Origin of the sequence: Pumilibacter intestinalis, assembly GCF_943193005.1 — a bacterium.
Lineage (GTDB): Bacteria > Bacillota > Clostridia > Christensenellales > Pumilibacteraceae > Pumilibacter > Pumilibacter intestinalis.
Map to the genome: position 1 here is coordinate 1 of NZ_CALPCH010000010.1, position 19,619 is coordinate 19,619.

At 53.1% G+C, this 19,619-nt stretch carries 18 protein-coding genes; all 18 read right to left on the reverse strand.

Going from position 1 to position 19,619, the window contains the following annotated elements:
* Positions 1-236: 236 nt before the first annotated feature.
* The 18 genes from NFR55_RS06120 to NFR55_RS06205 all read right to left on the reverse strand — a co-directional run bounded on the left by NFR55_RS06120 (position 237) and on the right by NFR55_RS06205 (position 19,573).
* The gene (locus NFR55_RS06120; RefSeq protein WP_251547326.1) at positions 237-2,096 is read right to left on the reverse strand and encodes an ABC transporter ATP-binding protein; all 1,860 of its coding nucleotides are present in this window, start codon (positions 2,094-2,096) and stop codon (positions 237-239) included.
* A 313-nt stretch (positions 2,097-2,409) separates the two neighbouring features.
* Positions 2,410-3,210 (reverse strand): DivIVA domain-containing protein, encoded by an 801-nt coding sequence (locus NFR55_RS06125; RefSeq protein WP_251547327.1) that lies wholly within the window; start codon positions 3,208-3,210, stop codon positions 2,410-2,412.
* Positions 3,211-3,212: 2 nt separating this feature from the next.
* Positions 3,213-4,646: a nicotinate phosphoribosyltransferase gene (locus tag NFR55_RS06130; RefSeq protein WP_251547329.1), complete on the reverse strand. Its 1,434-nt coding sequence runs from the start codon at positions 4,644-4,646 to the stop codon at positions 3,213-3,215.
* On the reverse strand, positions 4,636-5,178 hold the full coding sequence (locus NFR55_RS06135) for a hypothetical protein (RefSeq protein ID WP_251547331.1): 543 nt from the start codon (positions 5,176-5,178) through the stop codon (positions 4,636-4,638). Before NFR55_RS06135 ends, NFR55_RS06130 begins: the two co-directional genes overlap by 11 nt.
* A gap of 2 nt (positions 5,179-5,180) precedes the next feature.
* Positions 5,181-6,356: a prolipoprotein diacylglyceryl transferase gene (lgt, locus tag NFR55_RS06140; protein ID WP_251547333.1), complete on the reverse strand. Its 1,176-nt coding sequence runs from the start codon at positions 6,354-6,356 to the stop codon at positions 5,181-5,183.
* 45 nt (positions 6,357-6,401) lie between these two features.
* Positions 6,402-7,139, reverse strand: a complete 738-nt coding sequence (locus NFR55_RS06145) for a hypothetical protein (protein WP_251547335.1) — start codon at positions 7,137-7,139, stop codon at positions 6,402-6,404.
* Between the two features lie 84 nt (positions 7,140-7,223).
* Positions 7,224-8,561: a VanW family protein gene (locus NFR55_RS06150; RefSeq protein WP_251547337.1), complete on the reverse strand. Its 1,338-nt coding sequence runs from the start codon at positions 8,559-8,561 to the stop codon at positions 7,224-7,226.
* A 128-nt stretch (positions 8,562-8,689) separates the two neighbouring features.
* On the reverse strand, positions 8,690-8,860 hold the full coding sequence (locus NFR55_RS06155; protein WP_251547339.1) for a DUF362 domain-containing protein: 171 nt from the start codon (positions 8,858-8,860) through the stop codon (positions 8,690-8,692).
* Between the two features lie 81 nt (positions 8,861-8,941).
* A complete protein-coding gene (locus NFR55_RS06160; RefSeq protein WP_251547341.1) occupies positions 8,942-9,835 on the reverse strand; it encodes a PSP1 domain-containing protein in 894 nt (297 codons plus the stop codon).
* Positions 9,823-10,800 (reverse strand): hypothetical protein, encoded by a 978-nt coding sequence (locus NFR55_RS06165; protein ID WP_251547343.1) that lies wholly within the window; start codon positions 10,798-10,800, stop codon positions 9,823-9,825. The genes NFR55_RS06160 and NFR55_RS06165 overlap by 13 nt, the downstream gene beginning before the upstream one ends.
* A 278-nt stretch (positions 10,801-11,078) precedes the next feature.
* Positions 11,079-11,717 carry a dTMP kinase gene (tmk, locus tag NFR55_RS06170; protein ID WP_251547345.1) on the reverse strand — a complete coding sequence of 213 codons (639 nt, stop codon included), beginning with the start codon at positions 11,715-11,717 and terminating at the stop codon, positions 11,079-11,081.
* 12 nt (positions 11,718-11,729) lie between these two features.
* Positions 11,730-12,806 carry an aminotransferase class I/II-fold pyridoxal phosphate-dependent enzyme gene (locus NFR55_RS06175; protein ID WP_251547347.1) on the reverse strand — a complete coding sequence of 359 codons (1,077 nt, stop codon included), beginning with the start codon at positions 12,804-12,806 and terminating at the stop codon, positions 11,730-11,732.
* Positions 12,775-13,560, reverse strand: a complete 786-nt coding sequence (locus tag NFR55_RS06180; RefSeq protein WP_251547349.1) for a hypothetical protein — start codon at positions 13,558-13,560, stop codon at positions 12,775-12,777. Before NFR55_RS06180 ends, NFR55_RS06175 begins: the two co-directional genes overlap by 32 nt.
* A gap of 286 nt (positions 13,561-13,846) precedes the next feature.
* A complete protein-coding gene (gene lysS / locus NFR55_RS06185) occupies positions 13,847-15,331 on the reverse strand; it encodes a lysine--tRNA ligase (RefSeq protein ID WP_251547351.1) in 1,485 nt (494 codons plus the stop codon).
* Positions 15,332-15,349: 18 nt separating this feature from the next.
* Positions 15,350-15,817 (reverse strand): transcription elongation factor GreA, encoded by a 468-nt coding sequence (gene greA / locus NFR55_RS06190; RefSeq protein WP_251547353.1) that lies wholly within the window; start codon positions 15,815-15,817, stop codon positions 15,350-15,352.
* A gap of 84 nt (positions 15,818-15,901) precedes the next feature.
* On the reverse strand, positions 15,902-17,107 hold the full coding sequence (locus tag NFR55_RS06195; RefSeq protein ID WP_338052318.1) for an aminotransferase class I/II-fold pyridoxal phosphate-dependent enzyme: 1,206 nt from the start codon (positions 17,105-17,107) through the stop codon (positions 15,902-15,904).
* On the reverse strand, positions 17,104-17,592 hold the full coding sequence (locus tag NFR55_RS06200; RefSeq protein WP_251547355.1) for an Lrp/AsnC family transcriptional regulator: 489 nt from the start codon (positions 17,590-17,592) through the stop codon (positions 17,104-17,106). The genes NFR55_RS06195 and NFR55_RS06200 overlap by 4 nt, the downstream gene beginning before the upstream one ends.
* 76 nt (positions 17,593-17,668) lie before the next feature.
* Complete coding sequence (locus tag NFR55_RS06205; RefSeq protein ID WP_275556916.1) at positions 17,669-19,573, reverse strand: aconitate hydratase; 1,905 nt, start codon at positions 19,571-19,573, stop codon at positions 17,669-17,671.
* Positions 19,574-19,619: the final 46 nt, after the last annotated feature.

Here is a 19,619-nt window from a genome sequence, read left to right on the forward strand (position 1 = left end):
TGTAAATACCATTTGACTCTTCCTCAAAACAATCTCTGACTGTTTCAATTCCAAATTGACTGTTGTTCTACTTTTTTGTTTGTGTTTTATTCAATTTGCTTTCTTTTCTATTTCGCTTTCAATGTGCGCTCGTGCCGTCTTCAAGCGGACAGCTTATATAGATTACCATATATCTTCCTTTTTGTCAACTGTTTTTTTGTAGAAATATTACATTTTATTTTTGTTTTTGAGGAAACTTACGCGGCGTCTTCTTCGTGCACGTGGCTCAGCTTTTCGAGCTCGGCGAATTTGCCGCCGAGAGCCATGAGTTCATCGAACGTGCCTATTTCAACCGCCTCGCCGTTTTCCATAACCACTATGCGGTCGGCGTGGCGAATCGTGGATAATCTGTGCGCCACTATAAAGGTTGTGCCCTGCTTGCTCATCTTCTCTATCGCCTTTTGAACGTGGTATTCGGCTACGTTGTCGAGTGCGCTCGTGGCTTCGTCCATAATGAGAATTTTGGGACGGCGAATTAAAGCGCGGGCTATGCAAATGCGCTGTTTTTGTCCGCCCGAAAGTTTGTCGCCGTGCTCGCCCACCTGAGTGTCGAGTCCGTTGGGAAGCAGCGGCAAAAACTCGGGAATATCGGCGTTTGCCACGGCGTTCAACAAATCTTCTTCACTGTAATGCGACAAACCGTAGGTAATGTTTTCGCGTATGCTGCCCGAAAACAAAATGCTGTTTTGCGGCACTACCGACAAATGCCGCCTAAACGCCGCTCGCGACATTTCGGTAAGCGGAGTTCCGTCTATGCGCACGCATCCCTGCGTGGGGTCTAAAAGCCCTATGATAAGATTTATCACGGTGCTCTTGCCCGAGCCCGACGAGCCTACGAACGCGATACATTCGCCCGCGTTCACGTGCAAGTCGAGATTTTTTATAACGTCTTTGTCGCCGTCGGGGTAGCGGTAAGAAACGCAGTCGAAATCCACGTTGCCCACCACTTCTATCTCCTTGCCGCCGCCCGCGCCTTCCATATCTTCGGCGCGCATGATTTCGGAAAGCGAGCGCACCGACTCCCGCCCCGTTGCGAGCGCGGGGAAACAGTTTACGAGAGTAAGCACGTTGCCGTTTATCGAGCCGAACATGGACTGAAAGAGCACGATTTCGCCGAGCGATATGTAGCCTTTTATTGCCAAGAACACGCAGAAGAACAGGCACACTCCGCTCAACAGATTGCCCATTACCCACGCCGACGCGCCGAACGCCGCGTTGGTGCGGTCGAGCCGCAAGCCCGCCTGCGTTACGTTTTGAATACCCGTGTTCATGGAACGCTCTTCTTCCTGTTCCAAGCCGTGCGCCTTTGTGAGAGTGAGCATTTGGAGCATGGTTGTCATCTTGCCCGACATCTGCTCGTTCTCTTTGCGGAAATCGCGGTTTTTGCGGCGTATGCGCTTGCGAAACAGCACGGCGAGCAACACGTTGAGCGGCACTATAGCCACGAAAAACAGCGTTACTATCAAACTGCTGTATAGAGATATGCCGGTAGACACCGCCACGCTCATCACGGCGGGAATTACCACCTGCACTACGTTGCGGTAATAATTGTCTACGTTGTCTATATCGCGCAACAGCTTAGACTGAATTTTGCCGCTCTCCATTTCCCTGTGGTAGGTAATGGAAAGCCGCTGCAACTTTCTTATAACGCTGCTGCGAATACCCGCCGTTGTGTTGCGTATCATGGTGTTCATTACTCTCGACCGCCACATTGTAGACGGAATGTTTTGCACAAGCACCACGGCGAACAGCAGAGCGTCTATAACGAGTCGCAACACAAACCCGTCGGGGCGTGTAGTAACGGTGTCTATAACGTCGCTCGTGATAAGCGGCATAACCCAAACGGGCAACGACTGCAACAGGTTGAGGAGCGTGGAGTACAAAAGGCGCCACCGGTCTTTGCGGAATACCCGCATCATAAAACCGCTGTCGCCTTTACCGCCGCTCCCGCCTGCGAAAAGATTTTCGTAGTCGGGAATTTTATTCTTCTCGTGCCGCTTTCGCGTTGCCGCGCTTTCTCCGACTCCCGCCGGAGGTTTGTTGTCTTTTTTCTGCATAATCGAATGCACCCGCATAGACTGTATTTCGGAATTACAGCCATTTTAACACGAATGTATGCGTTCGTCAAACGTTTGGCGCAAAGTTTTTTGTTGGAATTTTATGGGAGGAAATTCGGGGTTTCTCATGCAGGGGATTGCCACGGCACTACGTGCCTCGCAATGACATGTTGGGTGATGCCGTCATTGCGAGGAGTCCGCAGGACGACGTGGCAATCCCCTGCATGGAACAAGTAAAGTCACTGCGCCTTTCTCTCGGCTGAGATTGCCGCGCGGCTATGCCGCTCGCAATGACATGTAAAGCCCCTGCCCGCTATTCGCAAGAAAACAGCCCGAGGTCTTTCAAAATGTCTTCGAGGTCTTCGGTGGGATTGAGAGCTTCTTCGAACGAAAAGCCCGACGGACTGCGGTCCGCGTAGTCCTTTTGCTCCGATTGCTCGGAACGGGCAACGGTGGCGGCAACCGCGTTTACGGCGGCGGTACGCTCCTTTGCGGCACGCTCCTTTTCCTGCTTTTCTTTCTCGGCGGCAAAGTATTTGCCTATGCGCTCCATGGGGTCGAAATTACCCGTTATCACGGGCGACGAGGGGTCTGCGCCGGGGAGCAAGTCGTTTATGGTGGTGTCGTGCTCGGGCTCGTCCGCCTTTACGCTTATGTAGCCTATGCGCACGTCGTCTTGCCCGCCCTGCTTTGCCGTTGCGGCGGAGTCGTCTTCGTAGCCCACGCTCGACAGTATTTTATCCATGCGGCGATTGAATTCGCCCACCGCGGCGAGCCGCGAGTCGAGCGGGTACTCGTCGAGAATTTTATCGTAATACTTGGTCCACTTTTCGTGAAACGCCTTAAGCCTCGTTATCTCTTGGCTGTACTTGAGGTGACTGAGCCGCTCTATCTCCTCGGCTTTCGCCACCGCCGAAACTATGGCTTTGCTTATTTGACTGCTCTTCTCGCGATACGCCTTAAGCTCCTTGTCGGCGGCTTCCTTTTCCTCGAGCATGCTTTGAATTCTGTCGCGCTGTTTAACTATGGTGCTCTCGTATTCGCGCTTTACGGCGGCTATGTATTCGTCTACCTCCGCGGGCGAATAGCCTTTCTTGGTTATCGAAAATCCCATATCTATTTTTTCGCCCCCAAAAGCTCGAGTTTGAGCGCGTACAACTTATCCGACAAATCCACTTTATATATGTGCGGATTGCTTAGCCGCTTGTACTCGTCCCAAAACCTGCCGAGCTCGTCGGCGGAGAATTTCACCGAGTCCGAAAGCGGCGGGCAGGCGTATACGAGTTCGCCCCTGCGGAATATTTGCTTGTGCAGTTTTCTCGCGTCGTAATCGGTAAGCGTGGTTTGTTTCCACCTGTCTACCGCATGGGTGAGCGTGAGCGGCTTTACGAGCGGCTGTTCGTCGCACAGCGCTATTAGGTCGGCAAACGCCTTGCCGCTCCCCTTCTCGTAAATGCGGTACACCGTCTTAAAGCCCGGATTTGTGGTTTTCTCGGTGGAATCGCTGAATTTCATGCGCGGATAGCGCACGCCGCCGCGCTCTATTTCGGCGAGCTTGTACACCCCGCCGAGGCTGGGCATATCGTGACTCGTAATGAGTTTTGTTCCTACGCCGTACACGTTTATTTTCGCGTCCTGCAGCCTTAACTGACTTATCAGATTTTCGTCTATATCGTTGCTCGCGAATATTATGGCGTCCGAAAATCCCGCTTCGTCGAGCATTATTCTCGCCTTTTTGCTGAGATACGCCAAGTCGCCGCTGTCGAGCCTGATGCCCACCGGTTTATGCCCCGCGGCTCGCAATTCTCCGAACACCTTAATCGCGTTGGGCACGCCCGACTTGAGAGTGTCGAATGTGTCAACGAGCAACAGGCAGTTGTCGGGATAAATTTTAGCGAACGCTCTGAACGCTTCGAGCTCGCTCGGATAACTCATTACCCAGCTGTGCGAGTGCGTTCCCTTAACGTCTATTTTGAACATCTGACCGGCAAGCACGTTGCTCGTGCCCTTGCACCCGCCTATTATGCTCGCTCGCGCCCCGTATATGCCCGCGTCCGGTCCTTGCGCACGGCGCAGTCCGAATTCCACCACCGTTTTATCGCCCGCGGCGAGAACTATGCGCGAAGCCTTTGTTGCAATGAGAGTTTGGTGACTCACTATGTTGAGAAGGGTGGTTTCTATGAGTTGCGCTTCTATAAGAGGAGCTTTCACCACCATTATCGGCTCGCCGGGAAACACTATTTCGCCCTCTTCCACCGAGTATATATCGCCCGTGAACTTGAAATCGCGCAAATAGTTTATGAACTCGGGCGCGAATATGTTAAGTCCCGAAAGATACTCCACGTCCGCCTTGTCGAAACGCAGATTTTTTATGTAGTCCACCGCCTGCTCGAGTCCCGCCGCAACCGCATAATTAAGCTGTGCGCCGCTGCGAAAGAACAGGTCGAATACGGCTTCGTTTTTATACGTGCCGTCGAGAAAGTATCCGTTCATCATTGTGAGCTGATACAAATCGGTCATCATTGTGAGATTGCGAGCTTCAGTTTTCATCTTCATCCTTCCTTTTAGACCGCACCGCGAGCGCGAGCATAATAAAACCTATATAAATCACGAGCGCGGGCAGTATCACAGCCCAGCCCACTCCGTCTATGTTTCCGAGCGCGAATATCGCCGCGGGCACGCCGAACAGCGCAATCACCCACAAGTGCGCAAGCCACTCGCGGGTATACAGCATAGTGAAAAGCGAAGCCACCGCGGGTATGGCGATATACAGCGGGTAAAGGTTTTTGTAACCCGCGGGCGTAACGCACACGAGCAGTTCCACGAGAGCGGGCACGAAAAAGCAAAACGACAGCCACAGCGACACGCTGTTGCGGCTTATGAGTGCGCTTACAAAAAATATAAGCCCCGCCGCCGCGAGCAACGTTCCCACTATAACCCGCGATACTTTAACGTGTATCACGTCTATCCCGCACAGCAGCAGAAAAAGTCCCGCCGCAAGCACTATGCCCGCCGCAAAGAGATTGCAAGCAAGCCGCTTGCCGCCCGAAAGTTCTTCCACTCCGTCGAATTCGTTATCCATGCTCATTGCTCTCCTCGCTCGTTGTTTAGAGCTTGTTCGTCGGTTTGCCCGCCGTTCTCTTCCTCGCCGCTCTCTTCGCCGTCGCCCGCGGGCACGGTTACCGTGAATTGCTCGGGTTCGTCGTCCGAAACGTAATCTTCCTCGGGCTCGCCCTCTTCCCGCTCCTCGTCCTCGGGGTCGGGCGTGGCTTCGGTCTTGGCGAAAAGTTTTGCGAAAAAGCCCTTTTCTTTCTTGGTCTTATCGTACACGTTGGGATGACTGAGTATGCTCTGCTCGTAGCCGTAATATTCGGAAGAAAGTTTATCTTTATCTACCATTATAAACGGCTTTTTGCCCGCCGCCCGCGCTCGGTACATGTGCGCGAGAATTATAGCTACGCCCACTATTACCAGCACCGCGCTAAGCAACTGACTTACGCGCAACGTGTCGGGAATGAGATACAGACTGTCTTGCCGCAAGCCCTCTATGAAGAAACGCACAACGCCGTACCAAATCAGATATACGCTGAGCGAAAATCCGTCGAAACTCTTGCGCCTGCCGTTGTATATCCACATCAAAAGCCCGAAACCTATCGCATTGAGAAAGGACTCGTAAAAAAACGTTGCCTGATAGTAACCCGCCGCAACGCCGTGCCGCGCCGCGTGCGCGGAGTCTATGAACACCGCGTACGGAAACCACTGCAAAGAGGGATTTGTTACGGGATTGCCGAACGCTTCCTGATTGGCGAAATTACCCCACCTGCCTATTACCTGCCCGAGTATTATCACGGTAAAAGCCAAATCCGCCATTTGCAAAAAGTTCGCCTTGTTTTGCGGGTCTTTTTTGCGCTTTATAAAGTGCACTATAACGCCGCCGAGCACCGCGCCGATGAGTCCGCCGTATATGGCAAGACCGGATAAGCCGCCGCTCTCAAGCCCTATAATGCGCTTGAATGTCCATTCGGTATGGTTGGGATTGCCTATGATATCGAATATTATATAGTAAAGCCGCGCGCCTACTATGGCGAGCGGTATACATATAATGCAGATATCGAACACGAGGTCTTTGTAATAGCCGCGCTTGGTTGCCATAACGTATGCAATCACTATGCAAACCACCATTGCGCCGCCTATCAAAAAGCCGTACCAGTTAAAACCGCCCTCGCACGCCGATATGGTAAAATTAACAAAACCGTTCATGTTACTTATTATATAACTACAGCGGGCTTTTGTCAACAAAATAGGTCAATCCGCGCCCGCAACGGGTAAATCCTCATAGCGGAGCAGTATATCGAACAGTACGGGCGGAAGCGACGGAATAAGTCCGCTCGACGAGAGAGCGGCAAGAGCGTCGGCGGACGAGGAGGCTTCCACTCCCTCGGTGGCGGCGGCATAGCACAGCGCGCGCAAGCATTTGTCGAACTCGTCCTGCCGCTTGAGAAACTCGGCGCGCTCGCCCGCCGCGAGTTTGCGACACAGCGCGGAGTAGTCGGCGCACAGCCGCTTGAGAAAGAGCAGCACGGTTACGGGCACTGCAAACGCCGCTCGCCCCTCGCGCATTGCCGCAACGCTCTCGTCTATCGCCGCCACGCACTCGGCGGCGGCTTTTTCCGCCTCGGATGAAAGCGATACAAATCCGTCGTATACGTCGCCGCGCGTTCCCGGCGGCACAACGGAAGCTCTGGCGGCGTTTATTTGCTTTTGAGTGAGCGCACCGCTAAGTTCCGTGCCCATGAGTCGCATGCGAGCCTCGATTACCGCGGTGTATTTGGTGAGTCCGTTCTTTTCCATAAGTCCGACGGATAGCCCTATGGCTTTGTCCATTACAGCCTCGCAACGCGAGAGCAGACTCGCCGCGCCGAACGCGGACTTGCAGGCGTTCATGGCGTAGCACGGCAGCATTGCCGCAACGGTGTCGCGCAAAAACCTCGCTCCGTCTATATGGACTGCGGCGGCGTAACGAACGTAATCTTCTCTAAGCATATAATTGCCCTCCCTTTCACAAAACTTATTGTATTTCGGAGAGCCGGTTATTAAAACCGCTTTGACCGTATAAGACATAATTCGTCACCCCGCGACAGCCACAACGCCGCGCGTTTGAGCGTAGCCGTCGGAACGTATCTTTTCTTCTTTAATGAGTTTGCCCGATTTGGTGAAATAACGCAGATACGCTTCGCTCTTTACACCCGCGTGCCCGTAAGAAACGCGCACTTTTGTGCCCGGCTCGGCGTCTTCGCCCACAAATTTGCGCTCAACGTCGGTAATCTCTTTATCGGGCGGCACTTGCGTGCGGCTAATCACCCGCGAAGAAGTCTTTATCACGTGCGGCAGTTCCGCGCCGTAAAAGGTTACTCGCGCAGTGTCGCCCGAGCACTCCGCCTTTATAAACACCGGCGTTTGGTAGGGGTTAACGAATTTCAAGTCGCTCGACGACGAGTTCACCATGGCGTCGAGCGAGGGCGGCACGTAAGAGGGCTGAATGGTGTGGTTTCTCACGCAGGTTACCCGCATGCCCGCGCACAGCGCGGCGTTGTACACCGTGGTTGACGCCTGACACACGCCGCCGCCCACGCCCTCCACGTACTCGCCGCCCACTATAATCTTTGCGAGCGAGTATCCGTTCTTTTCGGTGCGAGGTCCTACCGTGGCGTTGAAAGAAAATTCTTCGCCGCCGTCTATCACCGTGCCGTTTATTTTAGCCAAAGCAAGCCTTATGTTGTTTTTGCGCCCCTCGCCAGAGGATGCGAACGAGGTGGAAAACGAACTGATTTTGCGGGTGAGTTTTATGTTGTCTTCCACCGATATCTCGGGCTTTAGCACCTGCGGCGCTGCGTTTACCGCCGCTATCGCGCCCTTTCTGAGCGCGAGATATATATCCTGATACAGCCGCTTTTCGTCCAAAGTTTTGCCGTCGCGCGAGCGGGAAATGGAAAACATGGGCGACGAATCGGGGCGAAATCTTATTTCGCTGTTTACCGCGTCGGTATCCGTTTCGGTCTTTATCTTATCCACGAACGCGGGCAAAAGCGGAAACGCGTAGCGCATGGCTTCCCGCCACTTCGCGCCCGCGCCCAAGCATTTGTCTACCGTAAGTATCTTTTCGGATAAAGGCGCGTTTATGTTTCGCCGCTCGATTTGCTCGTATACCGTGTGGTCGGGCGCAGGCAAAAGCTCGTCGCGGTAAACGTACTTTCTTCCGTCTACCCAAACGGTAATTTCCGCCCGTTCTTCGGACTCTGCGTTTTGCACCCGAGCCGCAGTCGAAACAAAATCTTCGGAAATTACGTTTTCCGCTTGCGCTTTAGTTCCGCTTGCGCCGAGCATGAATATTGCGGCGATTATCGCCGCCGACAAAAAACACGCAAGTACGAGTTTGCGTGTTTTTCCCATTGCTTCGTATTCCATAGCACACCCTCCATACCGAAATAGTATGCGATGTGTACGGTATAATTATACAGCCGTATGCCCCCCTTTGCCAAAGAAAAAACCGCGGCTGTTTAACTCGCGGTTTTCGTTCGCAGGTAAGGCGATGCTTACTTCTCGCTGATTGCGCCTACGGGGCAGCCGCCTTCGCATGCGCCGCAGTCGATGCACTCGTCGGCGTTTACCTCAAACTTATCGGTGCCTTCGCTGATTGCGCCCACGGGACAAGTACCTTCGCACGCGCCGCACTTGATGCATTCGTCGCTGATAACTCTTGCCATAACAGTAATACTCCTTTTTAGGTTTATCGTATATAAATTATATCACGTTACTTAAAATTTGTAAATCAAATTGTACATATTTTACTCCGCGGAGTCGCCGAGTTTTGAAATATCGTCGGTTTCGTCCTCGTCCGCTTCCTTTTGCGGCTGTTGATTTTTGGGCTTGAACTTTATTTCGTCGAGCGCGTAGTCCGAAACGGTTATGCTGTCTTTGTTTTTGTCCTCCACTTTTACGCGCACCGTCTTTTTGAGTTGGTTCACTGCGGTTACAATTCCGCTCTCGCCGCTCGGCACGGTTACCGTGCCGCCTATCTTGGGCATAGCCTTGTTCACCTCGGCGTAATACTCGTTTTCATACGCAAGGCAACACATGAGCCGACCGCACAGTCCGCTTATTTTGGCGGGATTGAGCGATAAACTCTGCGTTTTCGCCATTTTTATGCTCACGCGCGCGTAGTCCGACATGTGGTCGCTGCAACAGCACGCCCTGCCGCACGGCGCGATACCGCCCATCATGCGGCACTCGTCGCGCGCGCCGATTTGTTTAAGCTCTATGCGGGTGTGGAACGACGAAGCGAGGTCGCGCACGAGATTGCGAAAATCCACTCTGCCGTCGGCGGTGAAATATACTATGAGCTTGCTTCCGTCGAAGGTGTATTCCGCGCCCACGAGCTTCATCTCGAGTCCGCTCTCGCGAATTTTGTCGGCTATCTGCGGATACGCCGCGTTGCGCTTTTCCACCAGCTTTTTGTGCTTTTCCGTATCCTCTTTGGTGGCTACGCGAATAACGGGCATTAATTTGCCCACTATCTTTTTATCGTCCACCACGCACTTTTCGAGCGCAACGGTGCCGAAGTTGGGTCCGCCGCCCGTTTCCACCACCACGCAGTCGCCGCACTTTACGTCAAACTCGCCGGGCGCAAAGTAATATACTTTGGGATTGAAATCGAATTTTATTCCCACTATTTCGGGCATTTTGCCTTTACCTCCAAAATCGAAAATAACAATTGGTCTATTATGCTTGCGGCGTTGCCGTACAGCCTAAGTCTACTGCGCGCTCTCGCTATTAGCGGCATGAGCTTTATGCACGTGCGAGTATCGAACTCGCGAGAAAGCGCGATTATATCGCGAGCGGCGGGCTTTAATATTATAGCTTCCGCGCCCGCCGAATTATACGCCGCTATATCGCGCAACACAAGCTCGAAACAGTCGAGCACAGCCGGCAGTCGCTCTTTGAGCGCAATCATCTTGCTTGCCGCGGGCAATATTTGCGGCGAACGCTTTACGTTAAGCAAAAAGTCGGTTGCGCACTCGTAGGCGTTGCGGGTAAACTCGTCTTTCGCCGCCTTTTCCGCCGCCCCTATGTTGCCGCGCCCGAGCGCCGCCGCCATTATAGCCGTTACGTCGTCTGCTCCGTTTTCTTTGAGAGCGCGTTCTATGCGCTCCACCGAAAACTCCTCGAGCCGCACCACGCTCGCCCTGCTCGTAACGGTGGGCAACAAATCGCCCCCGCGCGAAAATATTATAAAGCGCGACGACTCGGGCGGTTCTTCGAGCGTTTTAAGCAGTTTGTTTTGCACCGCTTCGCTGAGCGGTTCTTCCGCCGCCACTATATAGTATTTAACGCTCAACTCGGTGGGCGTGAAATATGCCGTGTCGGTGAGATAGGTTGCGTCTTCCACGTCCATCTTGCCGTTTTTTTCGGCTCGCGGCAGTTTCACTATATCGAGATAGCTCCCGTCGAAAACGCGCTTAAGGTGCAACTCGTCGGCTTTGCCGTACTCGCACACGCACACGAACGCCGCGGCAAGAGTGTAAAGCGCGTCGAAATCCGCCGACTCGAAAACGTAGGCGTGCTTGAGTAGGTTCTCTCGCGCGTCACGGCTTAGTTCGGCGAACGCATGAGTTTCGCATATTAAATCGACGTGCCTGTTTTGCAAATGTTTCTCCTGTTTTTTGGGATTTCTTCCTCATGTTTGGGATTGCCGCGCTACGCTCGCAATGACATGTAATACCGTCATTGCGAGGAGGGCTTTGCCCGACGTGGCAATCTCTTGCATGGAACACGTAAAGTTACTATTTCTTCCTCATGTTTGGGATTGCCGCGCTCGCATAGCTCGCTCGCAATGACGGTGGTACCCGTATGGGTTTGTTACGCTCGCAATGACGGTGTATCCGTATGGGTTTGCTACGCTCGCAATGACGGTGTAGCCGTTCGTTAAAAAATACCGCGGGCAATCAGTTCTTTTACTATCAGTTCGTGAGTTTCGAATTTCGTGCCTTGCGCCGTAAATGAAGCGAAACGCTCGCTCTCCCGCCGCTCTATTTCCTTAAAGCCTTCGTACACTTTGCGGTGAAAGTCCATGTTCTCGCGCTCCAGCCTGTCGCCCGCGTCCACACCTCCCTTGCGTGCAAAGCCTTTATCGGGCGGAACGTCCATAAACACGGTGCAGTCTATTTTCACGCCGCACATAGCCGCTTTGTTGAGCGAGTCAACCACGTTTAAGTCTATGCCGCGGGCGTACCCCTGATATGCCGCCGTGGAGTCGCAGTAGCGGTCGCATATAACCACTTTGCCGCTCTCTATGGCGGGCTTTATCACCGTTTGGGTGTGCTGACTGCGCGCCGCGCAATACAGCAAAAGCTCGGTAACGGCGGTCATCTCCGAATTTTCGGGGTCGAGTATAACCGAGCGGATTTTTTCGCTCACGCCGCAACCGCCCGGCTCGCGAGTAAACAAAGCGTTTATGCCCTGCCGCTCGCAATACTCCTTTAAGAGCCGCAGTTGAGTGCTTTTGCCCACTCCCTCGCAGCCCTCTATCGTTACGAATTTTCCTTTTTTATCGCCGTTACTCAATTTGGGTATTTCCTACATTATGTTTTTTGCCGCCGCATACAGCCTTTCGAGCTTGTCCCGCCCGTCGTGCGGCGTGAGTATGAACACCGCTAAGTCGCCTATCGCGGTTTCGGGCATTATCCTTTTTTCGACAAATTTCGCAAACAGCTCGCCGCCCGTCAAGCCGCGCTTGCGAACGCACAGTCGGGTGTAATCGCTGTTTTTCACGCAATCGGCAACGCCGCGCATCTTTGCCGCAAACTCTCTTAATCGCTCGTAGTCCGCACGGTTCGCCGCCGCCTCGCAAACGCCGTCTTCGAGAGCGGCAAACATAACGTAGTTGGGACTCGTCGTGCCGAGCAGTTCGAGATTGCGTTCCGCTTTTGCGAAATACTCTTCGTTGTTGAGCGCGAGTAAAGCCGACTGCGTATACGCGCCCAGCGTTTTGTGCGCGCTCATGTTGCACATATCGGCTACGTTATCGAAACGAAATTCGTTAAGGTCGGGCGCGAACGCGAAATGCGCTCCGTGCGCGGAGTCGACAATGAGCGCAACGCCCCTATTTTGGCACAGCTCCGCCACCGCGATATCCGCCGTCCTGCCCAAATAGTCGGGCGAGGTTATAAACAAAGCCGCCGCGTCGGGGTGGTTGTCGAGCGCGTTTTGCGCGATATCCGCCGTTATGGGCTCGGGCAACTCGCCGCAGTTGCAAGTGTACACAATCCCGCTCGACTGCTCTCCGCTCGCAGGCAGGGCGCAAATGCCCCAAAGCTCGCACGCTTCGGTAAACGCGCGGTGCACGCCCGCGGCATACACAACCTTTTTACCCGCAAAACAGCCGAGCGCGGCTTTTATTCCCATGCTCGAGCCGCCGGTGAGGTAGCGAATTTTTTTCACGCCGTACAGTTTTGCCGTATCGGCTTCGGCAAGCTCGATAACTCCGTCGGGAAATATTTCGCCGCAAAGCCCCAACTCGGTTATATCGCCGCCGCACTTTTCGCCTTTGTGCCCCGGCGTGTGATAGCGGTCGAACCCGAGCGCGGAATATTTGCGTATCTTCTCGCCTATGCGCCCCATCTCAAAATCCGTAAGGATAGCAGTAGTAAGCAATAAAACGGTTTACGAGATAAAGGGCTTGCGCGTTGCCGTCTTTGGATTTTCCTTTGCCGAACTTGCCTATGTTCACGCTCGACGGATTTATGATGAGGTAAAATTCGTCGTCGGGCTGCTGCTCGGCTTCGAGGTCTTTGTATTTTTCGTTGTAACTGCTTATATCGCGCCAATCCATGGTAAAGTACGCGCCAGTGCCCGTCATGCGGTGGAAGTCGCTCACTTTAATGCCGTAGCGTTTGCCGTTGTGCTCCGATACGTAATACTCGAGGTCGTCTTGCTTAAAGCCCACGTTGCCGTCTTTGCCCCTCGCGTCTTTGGGCAACAGGTAATCGTTCAAAAGTTCGTCGGTAAGTTCCACGTAAGCCGTTGCGCCGCCCTGTTCGAGCAGACTCTTGCCCACTATGAGCACGTCGCTCGTTATCATGCCGTGAGTTTGCAATAGCGTGCCGTATTCCGAGCCGAGCGGGTCTTGATACTCCATGTTTATTTCAAGCAGCACGTTTTCGCCGTATGTTTTTTCGCTATACTTATCCGCATTGTTCATATCCGATTTTGCGGAAGCGGCAAAACTGTCGTTACTGCTCTTATAGCAAGATACGAAAAACTGCACGTCTTCGTAATCGCGCGTACTGTTTATCTGCGAAAAAACGAAAACAACCAAAACTATACATGCAATTATGATTATAAGATACTTGTACCAATCATACTCGAGGTGGTCGTTTATTCTCTTTTTCGTAATCTTGTTATCCATAATTCCTTTTGCCGATAATGTAAAGTCGGCACAGTTTCTCATGCAGGGGATTGCCGCGTCGGGCTTACGCCCTCCTCGCAATGACGGTATAAAGTACTCGCATGCAGGGGATTGCCGCGGGCACTGCGTGCCCTCGCAATGACGGGTATACCAAACCGCCGTAGGCGGCAGAGACGAGTGCAGAGACGCGCAACAGTTGCCGCGCACACGAGGGCGCGTATACCCTAATACGTAACCGAGTGGGCGCGGCAAACGTAGCGCGTATATGTGCTCGGATATGCCGCCGCTATACGCGGGGTTTCATCGTGGGAAACAGTATCACATCCCTGATAGACGCGCAGTCGCACAGAAGCATTATCATGCGGTCTATGCCTATGCCGAGTCCGCCGGTGGGCGGCATGCCGTATTCGAGGGCTGTTACAAAATCGTCGTCGTTTTGTTGGGCTTCTTCGTCGCCGCTCGCTTTCAGTGCCATTTGGGCGTTGAAACGCTCCTTTTGGTCTATGGGGTCGTTGAGCTCGCTGTAGGCGTTGCCCATTTCTCGCGCGTAAATGAAGAACTCGAAACGGTAAGTTAAGCGCGGGTCGGACGGAATACGCTTGGCAAGCGGGCTTACCTCAACGGGATAGTCGGTAATGAACACGGGCTGAATGAGCTTACTTTCCACAAGCTGGTCGAACGTTTCGTATAAAACATGCCCCCACGCAGACTTTTTGGGGTCTATCTGCACGCCGATTTTTTTAGCCGCGGCAGCCGCGGTATCGTTATCGAGAGTATCGAAATCGAGCCCCGTATATTTCTTCACCGCCTGTATCATGGTGAGCCGTTCCCAAGGCGCGGAAAGATTTATATCCGTTCCTTGATAGTTTATTACGCCGCTCTTGCCCACAGCCGCAGCCGCCGCCGAAAATACGCTTTCGGTAATATCCATCATATCGGTGTAATCGGCGAAAGACTGATAAAGCTCCATCATGGTAAATTCGGGATTGTGCTTTACGTCCATGCCCTCGTTGCGGAACATGCGCCCTATTTCATACACCCTGTCGAACCCGCCCACTATGAGCCGCTTGAGATAGAGTTCGGGCGCGATACGCATATACATATCGAGGTCGAGGGTGTTGTGATGAGTTATAAACGGACGAGCCGACGCGCCGCCCGCTATTGTGTTTAATATGGGCGTTTCAACCTCGGTAAAACCGCGTTCGTCGAGAGTGCGGCGCACCGCGGAAATTATCTTGCCGCGGTTTACAAACACCTCTTTAACCTCGGGGTTTACTATCAAGTCAACGTAACGCTGACGGTATCTCAAGTCGTTGTCTTTGAGTCCGTGGAACTTTTCGGGAAGCGGCAAAAGCGACTTCGAGAGCAGTTCCATGCTCTTGACTTTAACGCTCACTTCGCCCTTGTGCGTCATGAACACTTCGCCTTCCGCGCCGAATATATCGCCTATATCGCACTTTTTGAACTCGTCGTAACTTTCCGCGCCCAGCTCGTCCACACGCACGTATAACTGAATTTTGCCTTTGCCGTCGAGCAGGTGGGCAAAACTCGCCTTGCCCATAACGCGCTTAGAGAGAATACGCCCCGCAAGTTTTACCGTTTTGCCGTCGTAATCTTGGAAATTTTGCGTTACGTCTTGCGAGTACGCGTTAAAATCGTAGCGCACCTTTTCGAACGGGTCTTTGCCGTTCTCGCAGAGCGTTTTGAGCTTATCGCGGCGAGCCTTGACTATTTCGTTGTAATTTTCTTCGGTGAGAATTTCGTTTTCCATTTTTTATCTACGCTTAAGTTACTTTATATCGATTATTTTATAAACGGCATCGCCCATGGGAGCTTTTACCACGGCTTCGTCGCCTTTGCGCTTGCCTATAACCGCTTTGCCTATGGGCGACTCGTTGGATATGCGCCCTTCCATGGGGTTGCTTTCGTGCGTGCCCACTATGGTGTACTCGAAAGTCATGCCCGACTTAACGTCTTTTATCTCTATTTTGCTTCCTACGTCCGCTTTGTCGCCCTTTACTTTCTCGTCTATAATCTGTACGTTTCTGAGCTTCGCCTCGATTTCGATTATTTCGGCTTCCATCTTGGCTTGCTCGTCTTTGGCTATGTCGTATTCGGCGTTTTCGGAAAGGTCTCCGAACTCACGCGCTACGCGGATTTTTTCCGCCATTTCGGCTCTGCCGTTAACTTTGAGGTCTTTGAGCCTTTCTTCGAGCTGTTTTTTACCCTCTGCGGTCATGAAAATCGTTTCTGCCATTATCACATTACTCCTTATTTTACGTATTTCGATACGCAACTTATATTATATACCACCGCGCCGCGATTGTCAAATTTATTTTTCTCACGTGTGAGATTGCTTCGTTGCCACGCCTACAAATTCCCTTATTCTTTTAAGTGCCTCGCGTAAGCTGTTCATGCCGGTGGCGTAGCTCATGCGCACGTGATACTTGCCCGCCGCGCCGAACGCGTCGCCCGGCACAACCGCAACGTGCTTGCTTTTAAGCAGTTTTTCGGCAAACTCCTCGCCCGTTATGCCGAGCGAGCGCACCGAGGGGAAAGCGTAAAACGCGCCCGCGGGGTCGGGGCACGCGAGCCCCATGGAATTAAGCTCGTTTACTATATACCTGCGGCGCATATCGTACTTTTCTTTCATCTCCTCCACTGCCGCATAGCCGTTCGCCTTGCCCGTAGTGAGGGCGGCGAGAGCGGCGTACTGAGCCGCGGTGGGTGCGCACATTATGGCGTACTGATGAATTTTGAGCATTACCGATATTATTTCGCGCGGAGCGCAAACGTATCCTATGCGCCAACCCGTCATCGCAAAAGCCTTGCTAAAACCCGATATAAGCACCGTGCGCTCTTGCATGCCCTCTATAGCCGCCGCCGATACGTGCTTTCCCGAGTAGGTCAGTTCGGCGTAAATCTCGTCCGACACCGCAATTAAATTGTGCTTTTTTATCACGTTACACAGCGCGTTAAGCTCGCCTTTATCGAGCACCGTTCCCGTGGGGTTATTGGGAAAAGGCAGTATCACCGCCTTTGTGCGCTCGGTCACCGCCCTTTCGAGCTCCTCCGCAGTGGGCTTGAAACCGTTTTCGGCTCGGCACGCAAGCGGCACGGCAACCCCGCCCGCAAGCGTAATCACGGGGCTGTAGCTCACAAACGACGGGTCGGGCACAATCACCTCGTCGCCCGCGTCCAAAAGTGCGCGAAGCGTTACGTCTATGGCTTCGCTCGCCCCTATGGTAACTATGATATCCGCCGAGTCGCAGCGCACGCCGAACCGCGACGAAAGATAGTCGCTTATTCCGTCGCGCAACGGTTTGAGTCCGCTGTTGGAGGTGTATGCGGTGTAACCTTTTTGCACCGACTTTATGGCGGCGTCGCGTATTTCCCACGGCGTTACGAAATCGGGCTCGCCCACGCCCAAAGATATGGCGTCGGGTATATCCTCCACCACGCTGAAAAACTTTCTTATGCCGCTCGGCGGTATCTTTTGCGCGGTCTTGCCGAGTATTTGCGAATAGTCCATAACTTTCTCACTCACGGATTTACGGCAAGACGCTTTTGCTTTTCGTCTTGGAGCACCACGCCCTCGGCTTTGTACTTTTTGAGTATAAAGTGCGTGGCGGTGGAAAGCACCTTATCCATTACCGACAGTTTTTCGCTCACAAAGCCCGCAACCTCTCGCAAGGTTTTGCCCTCTATAAACACGGCGAGGTCGTACGCGCCCGACATGAGATACACGCTTTTCACCTCGTCGAATTGATAGATATCTTCGGCTATGCTGTCGAACCCGTGCGAAAACTGCGGACTTACTTTAACCTCTATTAAAGCCTGCACGCCGTCGTCGCCGAGCTTATCCTCGTTTACGAGCACGGTGTATTTGGCTATAACGCCGCTCTTTTCCATATCGGCTATAGCTTTCTTTATTTCGCTTTCGGGCTTATTCAGCATTACGGCGATTGTGCTCGCGGGCGTGCGCCCGTCCTCTTTGAGTATCGAGAGTATGCTCGAGTAAAGTTTGTTCATGGATTTACCCCTTTTAGATTATGTGGTTTCTCATGTATGGGATTGCTTCGGGCACAAGTGCCCTCGCAATGACGAGCTAAAGTATACTTGCGAGGACTCCGCCGGCGAGCATAACTTTTTTGAGCCGCTCGCTCAATTCGAGCTTGGTTTTTATAATATCGCCCGTGGTCTTATTCGTAACCGTTACCGTATCGCCCTTTTTGATTTCGGCGGGCGCGTCGGCTATAAACAGCTCGTCGCCCTCGCTTATTTTGTCTTTGTCTCGGGGATTTTCAAACACAAGCGGCATAATGCCGTTGTTTATGAGATTGCTTTGGTGAATACGCGCGAACGACACGGCGAGCACCGCCTTAATTCCGAGATAGAGCGGCACGAGCGCGGCATGCTCTCTGCTGCTGCCCTGCCCGTAGTTTTGCCCCGCAACTATAAATCCGCCGCCGTTCTTTTTAGCTCGGGCGGAAAACTCCGCGTCTACGGGATTTAAGCAGAAATCGGCAAGATACGGAATGTTGGAGCGGTACGGCAACAACTTGCTGTTGCTCGGCATGATGTGGTCGGTTGTAACGTTGTCCTCGCACACAATAAGCGTTTTGCCCGAAATGTTTTTTTCGAGCTTGTGCGTTTTGGGAAAAGGCTTTATGTTGGGTCCGCGCACAATCTCCGTATTCGGAAAATCTTCGGGGCGCAAAATGAGATTGTCGTTGATTTCGAAACGGTCGGGAAGCCGTATCTTCACCTCGTCGAACTCGGCGGGGTCGGTAAACTTGCCGTAAAGCGCGGTGTACGCCGCCGTTTCGGGGCTTACCAAATACACGTTTGCCGAAGCCGTTCCGCTGCGAGCGTAGAAATTGCGGTTAAAGGTGCGCACGCTCACCGCGTTCGTCTTGGGCGATTGTCCCATGCCTATGCAAGGACCGCAGGCGCACTCGAGCACACGCGCTCCCGCCGCTATTATATCGGCAAGCGCGCCGCACTTGCAGAGCATTGCGAGCACCTGTCGCGAGCCGGGGCTCACCGTTAAACTCACGCTCGGCGCAACAGTTTTGCCCTTTAGTATTGCCGCCACTTTGAGCATATCGGCAAGGCTCGAATTTGTGCAGCTGCCTATGCAAACTTGGTCCACCGCTATATCGGTAAGTTCCGAAACCGCTTTTATGTTGTCGGGGCTGTGCGGGCACGCCGCAAGCGGGCGCAGAGCCGAAAGGTCTATTACCACGCTTTCGTCGTACTCGGCGTTTTCGTCGGCAACGAGCGGCGAAAAATCTTGCTCTCTGCCCTGCGCTTTCAAAAACGCGCGGGTGGTTTCGTCGGCGGGAAACACCGAAGCTGTTGCGCCGAGTTCCGCGCCCATGTTGGCTATAGTGGCTCTCTCGGGCACGGAAAGAGCTTTTACCCCCTCGCCGCAATATTCCATTACCTTGCCCACTCCGCCCTTAACGGTGAGCAAGCGAAGCACTTCGAGTATGATATCTTTGGCGGCGGCGTTGTGCCCCAGCTTGCCTTTAAGCTCCACTTTAACCACTTTGGGCATTGTGAGATACAGCGGCGCACCGCCCATGGCGAGCGCAACGTCAAGCCCGCCCGCGCCTATGGCAAGCATTCCCATGCCGCCGCATGTGGGGGTATGACTGTCCGACCCTATAAGAGTTTTGCCGGGGCGCGAAAACCGCTCGAGATGCACCTGATGACAAATGCCGTTGCCCGGCTTTGATACGCGTATGCCGTGCTTTAACGCAACCGACTGTATGTACGCATGGTCGTCGGCGTTCTCGAACCCCGACTGCAAAGTGTTGTGGTCTATATACGCCACGCTGAGTTCGGTTTTCACCTTGTCTATGCCCATGCTCTCGAATTGCAAATAAGCCATAGTGCCAGTGGAGTCTTGCGTGAGAGTTTGGTCTATCTTTATGCCTATCTCGCTTCCCGCTTTCATCTCGCCGCTTACGAGATGCGCTTTTATTATTTTTCGAGTTATGTTCAACGCACTGCGCCTCCGAAAGTATTTTCATTATATTGTACCCGATTTG

What these genes read in the sequence shown, in the direction of transcription:
- NFR55_RS06120 (WP_251547326.1), bottom strand. Translation starts at nt 2,096, where the DNA reads ATGCAGAAAAAAGACAACAAACCTCCGGCGGGAGTCGGAGAAAGCGCG.
- NFR55_RS06125 (WP_251547327.1), bottom strand. Translation starts at nt 3,210, where the DNA reads ATGGGATTTTCGATAACCAAGAAAGGCTATTCGCCCGCGGAGGTAGAC.
- NFR55_RS06130 (WP_251547329.1), bottom strand. Translation starts at nt 4,646, where the DNA reads ATGAAAACTGAAGCTCGCAATCTCACAATGATGACCGATTTGTATCAG.
- NFR55_RS06135 (WP_251547331.1), bottom strand. Translation starts at nt 5,178, where the DNA reads ATGGATAACGAATTCGACGGAGTGGAAGAACTTTCGGGCGGCAAGCGG.
- lgt (WP_251547333.1), bottom strand. Translation starts at nt 6,356, where the DNA reads ATGAACGGTTTTGTTAATTTTACCATATCGGCGTGCGAGGGCGGTTTT.
- NFR55_RS06145 (WP_251547335.1), bottom strand. Translation starts at nt 7,139, where the DNA reads ATGCTTAGAGAAGATTACGTTCGTTACGCCGCCGCAGTCCATATAGAC.
- NFR55_RS06150 (WP_251547337.1), bottom strand. Translation starts at nt 8,561, where the DNA reads ATGGAATACGAAGCAATGGGAAAAACACGCAAACTCGTACTTGCGTGT.
- NFR55_RS06155 (WP_251547339.1), bottom strand. Translation starts at nt 8,860, where the DNA reads ATGGCAAGAGTTATCAGCGACGAATGCATCAAGTGCGGCGCGTGCGAA.
- NFR55_RS06160 (WP_251547341.1), bottom strand. Translation starts at nt 9,835, where the DNA reads ATGCCCGAAATAGTGGGAATAAAATTCGATTTCAATCCCAAAGTATAT.
- NFR55_RS06180 (WP_251547349.1), bottom strand. Translation starts at nt 13,560, where the DNA reads ATGGATAACAAGATTACGAAAAAGAGAATAAACGACCACCTCGAGTAT.
- lysS (WP_251547351.1), bottom strand. Translation starts at nt 15,331, where the DNA reads ATGGAAAACGAAATTCTCACCGAAGAAAATTACAACGAAATAGTCAAG.
- greA (WP_251547353.1), bottom strand. Translation starts at nt 15,817, where the DNA reads ATGGCAGAAACGATTTTCATGACCGCAGAGGGTAAAAAACAGCTCGAA.
- NFR55_RS06200 (WP_251547355.1), bottom strand. Translation starts at nt 17,592, where the DNA reads ATGAACAAACTTTACTCGAGCATACTCTCGATACTCAAAGAGGACGGG.